Genomic DNA, 13782 nt, shown 5'->3' on the forward strand with positions numbered 1-13782 from the left:
TTTTTTTATCCTCGACGTTTAACGTATAACTCAAGTTCACTCAAGATATAGTCCTTACGTCGCATCGTTGTTTCGTAACCAAGCTTAATCGCCTCTTGTCCGCGATCGAACTCCAATAAGCCGATATGGCCGAGTTTAGGTTGAATCAAAATATCAGGCGGATCGCCCGCGATTCGTGCCTTTGTGATGCGCTGCTGCATGATGTCGATCGACCCCGCCATCACGCCAAACATTCCCGGAGCTTTAACGTCAGAGCCATTGAACCAGCCTTTCACTGAATCCCAATATTGCTGTCCAGCGCCCAGAAAACTCTTAAAAAAGTTCTCATCATTCTGCGCCTCGGGCTCAAATTGTTCAGCCCGTTCTGCAGCAAAAGATTCTTCGTCTACTGAACTTCCCTGCTGACCAATTACGTCCGCATCAGGATCTGGCGTAACCAAGCTCGAACGTTCACGCATTTCTTGGGCAAATGCAGTCAATTGGGAATTAAGGTGCACAGCTATCACAAAATCGGCGCCCAATGCACGACAAAGTGACACGGGAACGGGATTTACTAGGCCACCATCGACCATCCAGCGCTTGTTATAAGCATGCGGTGCGAGTAAGCCAGGCATAGCACATGACGCACGTGCAGCATGATAAACATCCCCTTCACGGATCCAAACTTCTCGTCCTGTATAGAGGTCCGTCGCAACCGCACCATAGGTAATTGGAAGATCTTCAATGTTTACCGCACCGAAGCGTTCGCGCGCATGCTCAAATACCTTCTCACCTTGAATCAGCCCACCATGACTAAGGCCCATATCGAGCAGGTTAAACACCTCCCAACGGCCCATATCAGTGACCCACTGTTCTAGATCTTCTAATGCACCAGAAGCAAAACCGGCTCCCACGAGGGAGCCGATTGATGTTCCTGCAACCATGTTGACTTCAATACCCATCTCAGTCAGAGCTTTAATAACTCCAATATGAGACCAGCCTCGGGCAGCACCCGAGCCAAGTGCTAAAGCAACTTTTGCATATTTCATACTATTCCATTATTAAATGAGTTCATCTGTATCGATTGAATCTTCCGCTGCGTTTGCCTCTACCGCAGAGTCTTTAGACTTCTTCGGCTGCAGCAGCTCAGCCCGCAGTTGTGCTTCGATTTCTTCAGCAATCGCTTTATTTTCGGCCAAGAATTTCATTGCATTTGCTTTACCTTGACCAATTTTATCGCCTTTATAACTATACCAAGCACCGGCTTTATCGACGATTTTCTGTTTCACACCCAGGTCGATGAGTTCACCTTCTTTCGAGATGCCGGCACCATACATAATCTGGAACTCTGCTTGTTTAAATGGCGGCGCGACTTTGTTTTTGACGACTTTAACACGCGTCTCGTTACCCACCACTTCGTCGCCTTCTTTGACTGCACCGGTACGACGAATATCAAGACGAACAGAAGAATAGAACTTGAGCGCATTTCCGCCAGTCGTCGTTTCTGGATTACCGAACATGACCCCAATTTTCATCCGGATCTGGTTGATAAAGATACACATACTATTCGACTTCTTAATGTTCGCAGTAAGCTTACGCAATGCTTGCGACATTAAGCGAGCTTGTAAACCAACGTGGCTATCGCCCATTTCACCTTCAATTTCAGCTTTTGGCGTAAGTGCTGCCACCGAGTCGACAATGACGACATCGACCGCACCAGAGCGCACCAACATATCGCAAATTTCCAGTGCTTGCTCCCCGGTATCCGGTTGCGAGACCAGCAGATCATCAACGTTAACACCAAGCTTCTCAGCATAGACAGGATCAAGAGCGTGTTCAGCATCGACGAACGCACAGGTTTTTCCTTGCTTTTGCGCTTCGGCAATAACTTGTAAGGTGAGTGTTGTTTTACCACTCGACTCAGGACCGTAGATTTCAACCACACGACCAAAGGGTAAGCCGCCGATACCTAGGGCGATATCCAAACTCAATGAACCCGTTGAAACAGATTCAATATCCATGGTTTGGTTATCACCAAGGCGCATAATTGACCCTTTCCCGAACTGCCGTTCAATTTGGCCTAATGCTGCTTCTAACGCTTTTTGTTTCGTGTTGCTCATGCTATCGTCCGCCTATTACTCTGTATGAGATGATTTTCAGTATACTGTAAATTTATACAGTATCAAGTAATTTTTTTAAAACTCTGCAATGCTGTCAAGATCGTCGCGCTCCGCACCGCATCCCGGTCACCCGAAAAATGCTCAGCCCAAGTCATTACATTTGTGGGTGTAGCGAGTCCAAACCAAACTAAGCCAACCGGCTTCTCCGGTATCCCGCCATCCGGTCCCGCAATTCCCGTGACCGCCACGGCAATCTCAACTTGTGCTCTTGCTCGTGCTCCAGATGCCATTGCTGCAGCCGTTTCTGCAGAAACCGCACCATGTTCAGCTAGGCATTGCGACGACACACCTAATTCTTGCTGTTTCAATGCATTACTATAGGTGATGTAACCACCTGCAAACCAAGCTGAACTTCCAGCGATTGCACTCATAGCATAACCGATTCCACCACCGGTGCAGCTCTCAGCAGTCGCTATGTGATAATTTTTTGCTTGCAAAAATTGCCCTAAATCAGCTGCTGCGTGCAAAATGGATTGTGATAACATGGTCACCATAAAATCCTCTAGTTAGCGGCCCTAAAGGGATAATAACAGGCATGTCGGAAGCAAAAAATAGTACGCTCGATCTTTCTTCGCATACCCCCATGATGCAGCAATATCTGCGTATCAAAGCAGACTATAGCGACTTACTTTTATTCTATCGGATGGGTGATTTTTACGAGCTTTTCTACGACGATGCCAAGCGCGCTGCTACCCTACTCGATATTTCCCTAACTGCGCGCGGACAAAGCAACGGCCAGCCGATTCCGATGGCTGGCGTACCTTATCATGCGGCAGAAAACTATCTCGCACGCTTACTTGAGCTCGGTGAGTCCGTCGCAATTTGCGAACAGGTCGGTGACCCTGCCACCAGTAAAGGCCCAGTCGCACGTGAGGTAGTGCGCGTGCTAACCCCGGGAACACTTACCGACGAGGCGCTCCTGAGTGCCGACAAAGAACAGCTGTTGGTTGCGCTTTGCCCACATAAATCAGCTATTGGGATAGCCACTCTCGATCTTGCCAGTGGGCGCTTTAGTGTCCTCGAAGTTGCCGATTGGCAACAGGCGCAAGTTGAATTAGCCCGCCTCGACGCAGCTGAATTATTAGTTCCGGAAACACTGCAATTAAACCAGCCCGAGCAGTATTGTGCTTGCACTCGAGCCCGCCCGGAGTGGGAGTTTGATTGCGAGAGTGGCGAGCGGATGTTGTTGCGACAATTTCAGGTTGATCATCTTGACGGATTTGGAGTGGGTCATCTGCAGGTTGCATTAGGCGCCGCGGGAGCGATTTTAAACTATCTTAAAGTAACCCAACGCACTGCCCTCCCACATATTCTCTCGATCCAAGCTGAACGCCGTGATGAGGCGCTCCTGATCGACCCTGTGAGTCGGCGTAATCTTGAATTGACCCAATCCCTCTCGGGTCGCAAAAACAGTCTCTATGACATTCTCAATCAAACCTCCACCGCGATGGGAGCTCGCTTACTCAAGCGCTGGCTGACTCGACCACTGACCGATCATAGCGCGACCAATAAACGCTATGACACGGTCGCAGCTTTGCAACTTACTGCGATGGAAGATATTCGGCTGAATTTGCGCCAAATTGGCGATCTTGAGCGCATTTTGGCACGGGTCGCCCTCAAGTCGGCCCGCCCTCGCGATTTATCACGCTTGCGCACCGCCTTAGCAACCTTGCCCAATTTACAACAGCAACTCACAGGCGCCGCCTTACAAGATTATCTAACCGCTCTTGAGCCCATACCAGAGCTAACCGCGTTACTTGAGCGCGCGATTATTGCTGACCCCCCCTTGCTGATCCGAGATGGTGGCGTCATTGCCAGTGGCTATGATAGTGAACTCGATGAATATCGCGCATTGGCGCAAGGTGCCAGCGACTTTTTGCAGCAAATCGAAGTACGAGAGCGGCAGCGGACCGGTATCAGCACCCTCAAAGTGGGCTACAACAAAGTTCACGGTTACTACATTGAAACAAGTCGCAGTGCCAGTGGCCAAGTACCGGACGACTATCAACGTCGGCAAACCCTTAAAAATGCCGAACGTTATATTATTCCTGAGCTCAAAACCTATGAAGACAAAGTCCTTCAAAGTCAAAGTCGCGCGCTGGCTCGCGAAAAATACCTTTATGACCAGTTGCTTGAGCAATTACTCGAGCACTTAGCCGCATTAAAGCAGCGTGCTCAGAGCCTAGCCGAACTCGATGTCTTGTTAAATTTTGCCCGCGTCGCAGAGCAATACCGCTACACTCGCCCACAACTGAGTTCAGAACTTGGCATAAAACTGTTGGAGAGTCGTCACCCAGTGATTGAGCAAATCCAAACAAATGCATTTATTGCCAATGATGTCAGCTTAAGCCCAAGCCAACGACTGTTGCTTATTACCGGTCCTAATATGGGCGGCAAATCAACCTACATGCGCCAGACGGCACTGATTATCATCATGGCCTACTGTGGTTGTTTTGTGCCAGCCGATCACGCAACGATTGGTCCTATCGATCAAATTTTCACCCGCATCGGTGCCTCTGATGATCTCGCCTCGGGTCGCTCTACCTTTATGGTTGAAATGACCGAAGCGGCCAATATTTTGCACAACGCGACCGCTTCAAGTTTAGTACTGATGGATGAAATCGGTCGGGGCACCTCGACCTATGATGGGTTAGCGCTTGCCAGCGCCTGTGCCGATGCGCTGTTGAATCACAATCAAGCTCTAACCCTTTTTGCGACCCATTATTTTGAGTTGACCGAGCGCATCGGAACGCAACCGGGAGCACATAATGTGCATGTTTCCGCAGTTGAGCAAGGCGACCAAATTGCCTTTCAGCACAAACTCGAGAGTGGCGCCGCCAGCCGTAGTTTTGGGATTCATGTGGCACAACTCGCCGGTTTACCGAATGCAGTGGTCAATTTAGCCCGAACTTATCTTGCTGATTATGAGCAGCAGCACAGTGCCGCCCCCGTTAAAGCATCCACACCTATGCCGCAGGTGGCTCCAAAAAGTGCGTTAGCTGAAGCAATTAAGCAGTTAAATATTAATGAAATGACGCCGTTACAGGCGTTGCAAGAGCTACAACGTCTGCAACAACTATCGCAGCAGGACGATTAGTTTCGTTCAAACAGAAATTCGAGGCTTAAACCCTGTTGCTGCAACATATCGCGCAGCCGGCGTAATGCTTCGACTTGAATCTGGCGCACTCGCTCGCGGGTTAGGCCTATTTCGCGACCGACATCTTCAAGGGTTGCAGGCTCGTGCCCAAGCAGCCCGAAGCGCCGCGCCAAAACTTCTTGTTGCTTATCGGTCAAACTAGTTAACCATTGCAAAATATGTTTTTGTAAATCGTCATCTTGCAACAAGCCTTCGGGGCCCGAGTCGTTTTCGTCAGAGAGCAAATCAACTAAGGCTTTATCATTATCGTCGCCGCCCATCGGGGTATCAACCGATGAGACGCGCTCGTTAAGGCGGAGCATGCGGCTCACGTCTGCGACCGTAACATTCATTTTTTTCGCAATTTCTTCAGCCGTTGGCTCATGATCAAGAGTTTGCGCGAGCTCACGCGCTGCTCTTAGGTAGGTATTGAGTTCTTTAACCACATGGATGGGTAATCGAATCGTACGCGTTTGATTCATAATCGCCCGCTCTATGGTCTGGCGAATCCACCAGGTTGCATAGGTTGAGAAACGGAAGCCTCGCTCCGGATCGAATTTCTCCACTGCCCGAATCAAGCCAAGATTTCCCTCTTCGACTAAATCGAGTAATGCCAAGCCACGGTTGGTATAACGGCGTGCAATTTTGACAACTAAGCGGAGGTTGCTCTCGATCATCCGAGCGCGCGCCTTCTCATCTCCTTTTAAAGCGAGTCGCGCAAAATGTACTTCTTCTTCCGCACTCAGTAGCGGTGAAAAACCAATCTCGTTGAGATAAATCTGCGTAGCATCGAGCTTTTTCTGCTGATTCGCGCGGTTCGCAATGATATCGTCAAATAACTCATCATCTTTTAGCGACTGCTCATCGGCGGTGGCTACATCTGACTCTTCGAACTCATGGTCAGTTTCTGATTTTCCCGTCATCACTTCCCCTTAGGCAGATAATGCCTTGGGTTTACCGATTTACCTTTAAAGCGAACTTCAAAGTGCAGCTTGATACGTTCTGCATCGGTATTCCCCATTTTTGCAATTTCCTCACCCGCTTGCACCCAATCCTGCTCACCGACCAGCAGTGCACTGTTATGAGCATAAGCGGTGATATAATCATCGTTATGTTTCACTATGATTAAATTGCCATACCCTTTTAACGCATTGCCCGCATACACCACTTTACCGGCTGCGGCGGCATAAACCGATGTTTGCTCGGTGCCTGCAAATGCTAGACCTTTGCTCCCCACTTCAGTGGGCGAGAATTCACTGATAACCGCGGTCTGTGCCGGCCATTGCCAAGCGATATCTTTACTTGCTGGATAATTTTCGACAGCACGCGGTAACACAATTGGTCTAGGGTTTTTAATTTTTTGTGTACTCTGAGTCTCAACATACTCGTTATTTGACTCGGACGCAATTACTGCTTGAGAGGAATTTTGTGAAGTCTTACCAGTACTTACTGCACCAGAACGGTGCAAAATAAGCTCTTGGCCGGGATAAATCGTGTAGGGTTCTTGGAGTTGATTTAACGTTGCAATAGTACGAATATCAATATTTGCGCGAAACGCAATAGAGTAAAGCGTATCGCCACGCTCAACTGTATAGCGCGCTTGCTTCAGGCTCGCAGGTTCGAAATCATGAATCGTTTTGCCAGTGTAAATCCGTTTCACTGGCGCTCTTTCACCATCCGATTGGCTACAAGCCACCAGCAGCAGCGGTGCGATGATTATCGCAAGTAACGCTTTTTGCTGCCGCCAATGACCATCCATGATTATGCCAAAGCCCCCGGTACCAGTGGAACAAAGCGTACATCCCCTAATTGCTTTTGCTCAAAATGATCACCAAATCGACGCACCACATACAACTGTTGCCGCTGTTCGCCAACCGGGATAATCATCACCCCACCATCACTAAGTTGCTGCAATAGTTGCTCGGGTATTTCGCGCGCGGCGGCAGTCACAATAATACCGTCAAAAGGCGCCCGACTTGCCCAGCCCTGCCAGCCGTCACCATGGCGCATTTTAACATTGTGCAGATCCAGTTGTTTTAAACGTCGCTTCGCCTGATATTGTAACTCGGCGATCCTCTCTACTGAGTAGACTTCAGGAATTAAGCGCGCCAACACGGCCGTCTGATAGCCCGAACCTGTTCCAATTTCCAATACTTTGCTGCAGTCATGCTGCATAAGTAATTGAGTCATGGTCGCGACCATTAAGGGTTGCGAAATCGTCTGCCCGTTACCGATCGGTAAGGCGGTATTCTCATAGGCTTTATGAGCAAGTGATTCGGGCATAAACAAATGCCGAGGCAAGCTCTCAATAACCGCTAAAACACGCTCGTTAGTGATGCCCTCCTTGCGCAGAAGTTGCCCTAACCGACGCGCCATGCCTTGAAAGTTCTGGATCATTTCTGTGTTGTACCTAACCAAGCTTGCAAGGTGTCTTGATGACTTTGTGCGGTCATATCTAAGCTCAATGGCGTAATCGAAACATACCCTTCACGCACGGCGTGAAAGTCAGTTCCCTCCGCATCATCGAGTTGACCACCAATTGGACCATACCAAAAAATCTCGCGGCCGAACGGATCACGATCACGCACCATAGTTTCAGCACGGTGTCGACGTCCAAGTCGGGTGACTTTAATGCCTTTTAGCTCATCATAAGGGCGCGCTGGAACATTGATATTAAGAATCGTATCTAGCCGTAATGGCACTTCAGCCATGCCATTGACAATATCAGCCACGACTCGAGCGGCGGTTTCATAGTAATCATGGCTATGCGAACCCATGGACACAGCGATAGCTGGGAAGCCCATAAAACGCCCTTCCATCGCCGCTGCGACAGTTCCCGAATACAACACGTCATCACCCATGTTAGGGCCGTCATTAATGCCACTGACCACTAAATCAACGTCGTCAGCGAGTGGCGAGTTAGTGCCTAAATGAACACAATCCGTGGGGGTGCCATTGAGTGAATAGAAACCATTTTCGAGCTGTTGAAGTCGGAGTGGATTATGTAGCGTGAGGGAATTACTTGCGCCACTACAATTGCGATCAGGAGCAATCACCCGACATTGCGCTGTTTCTTTCAGTACGCGGTGGAGCATTGCGATACCTGGCGCATGCACCCCATCATCGTTACTGATCAATAACTTCATCATAATAATCTACGCCTTTCTCTTGTGTTCTCAGTCTATTAAATTAACCAACTCACGCAACACTGCGGTCGCAAAGCTACCACTTGGTAGTTGAAACTGCACCTCAACCGCATCATCACCCCGCCACTCATAATGCGCCGCCGCGGGTGTCAATAGCATAGGACGCCAGTGCCGGCTTACCCGCTGCTTCCGCAAACCATTAAAAATATCAGGTTCAGCCTGATAAAGTGGCTCGACGAATTCAGTTTCGGGTGAATCTTGCAGTAATTCACCATCCGTTAACGAGGCGGTGACCCGCACATCACCACTTTGCCAGCGTTGGAGAATCGTGTCATCCACTTCATCAACCACAAAAAAAGACTGACTACCTGCTAATTGCATGCGGTCTCCGATTTCTGGGGCGAGTCGTTTCGCTTTGATCCGCGCAGAGACGACTTCATTAAAAATAAAACTCCGTAGCGCCGATAGATACAAACTCTGTTGAGGCCGTTTCGGACGTCGTCCTTGCCCCCGTAACCACGCACTTGCGGCAGTTAAATTATGTCCATCACGACCAAATCGTTGCAAGCCAAAATAATTAGGTACGCCTTGCCCAATGACGCGTTGCCAGTTCACTTCAAACTGATCGGGTTGACTGATATCAGTTAACAAAATTTTGAAGTGATTGGCGTGATGAAAACCTCGTTTTAATTTGCGGGGCTGTAATTGCGCCTGTAATACGCGAAATTCTGGATGCACCAAATCCTGCCACGGCAACAGCTCACGGCCAGGTAATTGCACCGAAAACCACTGTTGCGTCAATGCTTGGCGGTCCTTTAATCCGGAAAAACTCACCCACTTTGAACTTACTCCGGCCCACTCAGCAAGCTTATCTGCGACAAATTGGGTATTGGCACCACTCTTCTCGACCCACAACCACTGATGCTCGCCCTCACCTGTCGATGGCGGCAGCTCAGCCACTTCAATGACCTGAAAATGTTCTGGTAATTGTTTAAAGCGCGCCTCGACAGCTGGCTTGGTCGCTAAATAACTTAACTTGGCAAAGCTGTTAAGCGCGTCCATCAAGTGCCTCTAATAACACCACTGCATGGCATGCGATCCCCTCTTTACGGCCGACATAGCCAAGTTTTTCAGTGGTCGTTGCTTTGACATTTACACGGGTTATCTCTGCTTTGAGGAGCGCGGCAATACGGTCACACATTTGCGGAATAAATCCTGCTAAACGAGGTGTTTGGGCAACCACGGTGACATCAAGGTTGCCTAACTTAAACCCAGCGGCTTGGACATGCTGGAAAACCTGTTGTAACAGTAGCGCGCTATCTGCTCCGGCGAACTGCGGATCGGTATCGGGAAAGTGGCGACCTATATCGCCTAGACCTAACGCCCCGAGAATAGAATCAGCAACCGCATGAAGCACCACATCGCCATCAGAGTGAGCCTCTAAACCTTGATGTTCAGGAACGTATACGCCCCCTAGTATCAGAGGGTTATCCCCGCCGAACTTATGTACATCAAAACCATGTCCGATTCGTATCATTATTCTTTTTCCAACTGTTGAATAAAGGCGGCAGCCATCGACTCATCGCCTGGCTGAGTAATCTTGATATTGGTTCGCCGTCCAAGCACTAACTTTGGCGCTAGCCCCAAAGCTTCAACCGCTGAGGCCTCATCGGTTAACTGTGGATCCGTTACTCCAACAATCCGCCAAGCATCGAGTAATATTGACGTGGCAAACACTTGCGGTGTTAATGCTTGCCACAAACCCTCGCGTGGAATTGTCGTATCGATGGTTTGATCCGCATGCGCCCGCTTGATGGTGTCCGCAACAGGTAGCGCCAAAATCGCCCCGGCTGGATGCTGTAAACCTTGTTCAATAACTGCAGCAAGCTCTGTTCGCGCTAAGCACGGACGCGCAGCATCATGCACAGCGACAAAGCGATAGCCTTGCTGCTGGGCAAATTGCACCCCTGCTGCGACAGATTCGGCCCGACTGGCGCCTCCCGTGACACGATGAATGGGAATGCTTTGCGGTAATTTAAGCTGACTAAAATACGGATCGGTTGCCGCGACGACTACGATAACTGCGCTTATGCGCGGGTCACGAGTGACCGCCAAAATACTGTGCTCTAAGACGGTTTTTCCCGCGATTTCAAGATACTGCTTGGGAGTGGCACTTTGCATTCTCTGGCCAACTCCAGCTGCGGCGATAACGGCGGCGACTTGCTGTTTTGTTTGCATTACTTTGAATCAGGTTTGATTGGCACCAGGCGAAAAAAGGTTTCCTCTCGCTTGATTAACCCGAGCTCATTGCGAGCTCGCTCTTCAAGCGCCGTGTCACCCTCACGTAAATCAGCGATATCCGCAATTAAAACTTGATTACGCTGCGCCAACCGCTCGTTAGCTTCGGCTTGTCGCAATACTTCTTGCTGCATTCGCCAATAATCAGGCAAACTGTTCTTGCCAAACCATAAACGGTATTGGAGCGCGATCAGGATACACAGAAACACTAGTTTCAGTAGACGCATAGCGTCCTCGCTTGTTGCCTTGATAAAATCTATTATGAAGTCATTATGCCTGCCTGAAAAGCCCTTTTGCAATGCGTATTTCGGCGCTACGCCAAGCTAATTTAGGAAACATCCATGCTGGAATGGTTTATCATCCCTTTGATCATGTTCATTGGCGCATTATTACAAGGTATTACCGGGTTTGGTTCCGGTCTTATTGTCGTACCTTTATTGAGCCTGTTGCTCCCGCTCACCTTGCTGACTCCGGCATTATCGCTGGTGAACGTTGCCCTGACTGCTTATCTTTGTTGGCGCTTACGCGCTCATCTGCGCCATTTTCAATACGGCGCCTTATTAATCGCTGGCTGCTTAGCCAGCATCATTGGTGCAATTAGTCTTCATTACTTTGACCCCAAGTTATTGCAATTACTGCTCGCAATCGGGGTCACTGCAACAGGTATCGTGTTTTGGTTTGGGGTCAAATTTCCGCTCAGCGCCCATTGGACAGCGCAGTTTCTGGTGGGGTTATTGGCAGGTTTCAGCAATGGTGCCCTGACTCTCGGTGGGCCGCCGGTGGTGCTCTACTTTAGCCAATTAAACTTACCGAAATTCCATTTTCGGGGCGCTTTGAGTGTCTTTTTTCTAGCGCTTGCACTGACCAATGTTGCAACCTTCGCGAGTCAAGGCGAATATCAAGCAACCACCTTATTGTTAAGCTTTAAATTGCTTTTAGGGGCAATCTTAGGCGCAACTGTCGGCCATTCAGTCAGCCAGATTTTGAGTGAGGAAATCTTTCGCAAGCTGACGCTGCTTACCGTCATATTTGCCGGTTTGGTTGCCTTAACTGGGGTGTTTTAGCAGAGATTTGAGGTTAACCCGGCCACTTAATAGTGGTGGCTAAGAGGATTTCTCGAAGACTCAAGGTGCGCGGTTCCGTACGACCACGATGATTCCATTGATGCCCACAAAAAGCTGCGGTCAGCATGTTTTTCTCAGGGCTCACTAGGCGTAACTGGGAACTTTCCGATTCAAGGCAAACACCGCTGAAGTCGAACCATCCGAATTGATTTAAGTGTAACTTGCGCTGAGCGCTATCAATGCGATCGATCGAATCTAAACGAACACATTGTAGGGTTGGCGATAAATCGCAAACAGGTAAAGCAAGCCCTAATTTGGCCTGTTTAACACACCATTTTTCAAGGCGCTTTTGCATCGCCTCAGTAACGGTCAATTTGGCTTTTTGCGGAGCTTGCCAACTCGCATTTTGCTCATCTAAACCAAGTTGGATGGGCAGCTCGAGCATCCGTCGAGCTGCCTGTTTAACGTAGTGCGGAACACTCTGTAAGCGACGTTGTAACCCCTGAGCAGAGTGCACCTGCGCATGCGCAAGATGATCCAGTTCACGCTCATAAAGGGCAGTACAGAGCTCGGAGAAAGCTCCGTTGTGAGTTAACGGCTGAAAGATATCGGCCTGCTGTATCACAATCTATTACCCTGTCTGCGTCACATAAACCAAATCTAAGCGCTCGCTTTCACTTCAGCTCGGCCACGATATGGCGCTTGCTCACCGAGTTCTGCTTCGATTCGTAACAGCTGGTTATACTTAGCAACACGGTCAGAACGGCACAGTGAACCGGTTTTAATTTGACCCGCTGCGGTCCCTACGGCTAAATCAGCAATGGTGGCATCTTCGGTTTCCCCTGAGCGATGTGAAATCACTGCAGTAAAGCCTGCCTCGCGGGCCATCCGAATCGCCGCAAGGGTCTCTGATAAACTACCAATCTGATTGAATTTAATCAAAATTGAGTTACCAATCCCTTCGCGAATACCACGCTCTAAGATTTTAGTGTTGGTCACAAACAAGTCATCCCCAACTAACTGGACTTGAGCCCCTAAACGCTCGGTCAGAATTTTCCAGCCATCCCAATCGCTCTCATCTAAACCATCTTCGATCGAGATAATTGGATAGCGCTGACAGAGACCAGCAAGGTAATCAGCAAAACCAGCCGCATCGAATGATTTCCCCTCACCGCTTAGCTGATACATACCATCACGATAAAACTCTGATGCAGCACAGTCGAGTGCCAAGGTGATATCGCGACCCAGCTGATAGCCGGCTTGTTCTACTGCAACTTTAATCACTTCTAAAGCAGCTTCGTTTGACTCAAGATTTGGAGCAAAGCCCCCTTCATCACCGACCGCCGTGCTCAAACCGCGCTCTTGCAGAACTTTTTTCAGCGCGTGAAACACCTCAGCGCCCATGCGCAGGCCTTCGTGGAAGTTTTTCGCACCGACCGGTTGAATCATAAACTCTTGGATATCAACGTTATTGTCAGCATGCTCACCACCATTGAGAATATTCATCATCGGCAACGGCATACTAAATTCGCCTGCAGTTCCGTTTAACTCGGCGATATGTGCATAAAGTGGCAGCCCTTTGCTGGCGGCAGCTGCTTTCGCAACAGCGAGCGACACTGCGAGAATCGCATTAGCGCCAAGATTTTCTTTATTATCAGTACCGTCTAAGCGAATCATCGCCGCATCGACGGCTTGCTGATCGGTAGCGTCCATCCCTTGCAAAGCAGGAGCAATTCGTTTCTCAACGTTTTCAACTGCAGTTAACACCCCTTTACCTAGGTAACGAGACTTATCTCCATCACGCAATTCCAAAGCTTCGCGCGAGCCAGTCGAAGCACCACTTGGTGCCGCTGCGCGGCCCCAGTTGCCATCACTCAAATGAACATCGGCTTCAATAGTAGGATTTCCGCGCGAATCCATGATTTCGCGGGCAACAATTTTCGCAATACTGGCCATGTTTAGTTACGCTCCTCTGTTAC

At 49.3% G+C, this 13782-nt stretch carries 15 protein-coding genes; 2 read left to right on the plus strand and 13 right to left on the minus strand.

What is annotated here, in order from left to right:
* Positions 1–5 precede the first annotated feature (5 nt).
* The 3 genes from CWI83_RS02735 to CWI83_RS02745 all read right to left on the minus strand — a co-directional run bounded on the left by CWI83_RS02735 (position 6) and on the right by CWI83_RS02745 (position 2653).
* Positions 6–1028, minus strand: coding sequence for a patatin-like phospholipase family protein (locus CWI83_RS02735; protein WP_126825369.1), 1023 nt, complete (start codon positions 1026–1028; stop codon positions 6–8).
* A gap of 12 nt (positions 1029–1040) precedes the next feature.
* Positions 1041–2099, minus strand: a complete 1059-nt coding sequence (recA, locus tag CWI83_RS02740; RefSeq protein ID WP_126825372.1) for a recombinase RecA — start codon at positions 2097–2099, stop codon at positions 1041–1043.
* 62 nt (positions 2100–2161) lie between these two features.
* Positions 2162–2653, minus strand: a complete 492-nt coding sequence (locus CWI83_RS02745) for a CinA family protein (protein WP_126825375.1) — start codon at positions 2651–2653, stop codon at positions 2162–2164.
* 41 nt (positions 2654–2694) lie between these two features.
* Here CWI83_RS02745 and mutS point away from each other — a divergent pair, with 41 nt between their 5' ends.
* A complete protein-coding gene (mutS, locus tag CWI83_RS02750) occupies positions 2695–5256 on the plus strand; it encodes a DNA mismatch repair protein MutS (protein ID WP_126825378.1) in 2562 nt (853 codons plus the stop codon).
* Here the strand turns inward: mutS and rpoS are convergent.
* Genes rpoS through ftsB form a run of 8 tightly spaced genes read right to left on the minus strand, consistent with a single transcriptional unit; the run spans position 5253 to position 10966 of the window.
* Positions 5253–6218, minus strand: a complete 966-nt coding sequence (gene rpoS / locus CWI83_RS02755; RefSeq protein WP_126825381.1) for an RNA polymerase sigma factor RpoS — start codon at positions 6216–6218, stop codon at positions 5253–5255. The two genes, mutS and rpoS, sit on opposite strands and share 4 nt — an antisense overlap.
* Positions 6218–7054 carry a peptidoglycan DD-metalloendopeptidase family protein gene (locus CWI83_RS02760; protein WP_126825383.1) on the minus strand — a complete coding sequence of 279 codons (837 nt, stop codon included), beginning with the start codon at positions 7052–7054 and terminating at the stop codon, positions 6218–6220. Before CWI83_RS02760 ends, rpoS begins: the two co-directional genes overlap by 1 nt.
* Before the next feature lie 2 nt (positions 7055–7056).
* On the minus strand, positions 7057–7692 hold the full coding sequence (locus tag CWI83_RS02765; protein ID WP_126825386.1) for a protein-L-isoaspartate(D-aspartate) O-methyltransferase: 636 nt from the start codon (positions 7690–7692) through the stop codon (positions 7057–7059).
* Complete coding sequence (gene surE / locus CWI83_RS02770; protein ID WP_126825389.1) at positions 7689–8444, minus strand: 5'/3'-nucleotidase SurE; 756 nt, start codon at positions 8442–8444, stop codon at positions 7689–7691. The genes CWI83_RS02765 and surE overlap by 4 nt, the downstream gene beginning before the upstream one ends.
* Before the next feature lie 27 nt (positions 8445–8471).
* On the minus strand, positions 8472–9503 hold the full coding sequence (truD, locus tag CWI83_RS02775) for a tRNA pseudouridine(13) synthase TruD (RefSeq protein WP_126825392.1): 1032 nt from the start codon (positions 9501–9503) through the stop codon (positions 8472–8474).
* Positions 9490–9981: a 2-C-methyl-D-erythritol 2,4-cyclodiphosphate synthase gene (gene ispF / locus CWI83_RS02780; RefSeq protein WP_275540760.1), complete on the minus strand. Its 492-nt coding sequence runs from the start codon at positions 9979–9981 to the stop codon at positions 9490–9492. The genes truD and ispF overlap by 14 nt, the downstream gene beginning before the upstream one ends.
* Entirely contained in the window at positions 9978–10679 is a 702-nt protein-coding gene (gene ispD, locus CWI83_RS02785) for a 2-C-methyl-D-erythritol 4-phosphate cytidylyltransferase (RefSeq protein ID WP_126825398.1), read from the minus strand. Before ispD ends, ispF begins: the two co-directional genes overlap by 4 nt.
* Complete coding sequence (gene ftsB / locus CWI83_RS02790) at positions 10679–10966, minus strand: cell division protein FtsB (RefSeq protein WP_126825401.1); 288 nt, start codon at positions 10964–10966, stop codon at positions 10679–10681. Before ftsB ends, ispD begins: the two co-directional genes overlap by 1 nt.
* A 114-nt stretch (positions 10967–11080) precedes the next feature.
* Here ftsB and CWI83_RS02795 point away from each other — a divergent pair, with 114 nt between their 5' ends.
* Positions 11081–11803, plus strand: coding sequence for a sulfite exporter TauE/SafE family protein (locus tag CWI83_RS02795; protein WP_126825404.1), 723 nt, complete (start codon positions 11081–11083; stop codon positions 11801–11803).
* A gap of 13 nt (positions 11804–11816) precedes the next feature.
* Here CWI83_RS02795 and CWI83_RS02800 read toward each other — a convergent pair whose 3' ends face one another.
* Together CWI83_RS02800 and eno are read right to left on the minus strand one after the other, a co-directional pair.
* A complete protein-coding gene (locus CWI83_RS02800) occupies positions 11817–12428 on the minus strand; it encodes a hypothetical protein (RefSeq protein WP_241969853.1) in 612 nt (203 codons plus the stop codon).
* Positions 12429–12463: 35 nt separating this feature from the next.
* The gene (eno, locus tag CWI83_RS02805) at positions 12464–13759 is read right to left on the minus strand and encodes a phosphopyruvate hydratase (RefSeq protein ID WP_126825410.1); all 1296 of its coding nucleotides are present in this window, start codon (positions 13757–13759) and stop codon (positions 12464–12466) included.
* Between the last annotated feature and the right edge of the window lie 23 nt (positions 13760–13782).

This window comes from Pseudidiomarina taiwanensis, assembly GCF_003987435.1.
Taxonomy (GTDB): Bacteria; Pseudomonadota; Gammaproteobacteria; order Enterobacterales; family Alteromonadaceae; genus Pseudidiomarina; species Pseudidiomarina taiwanensis.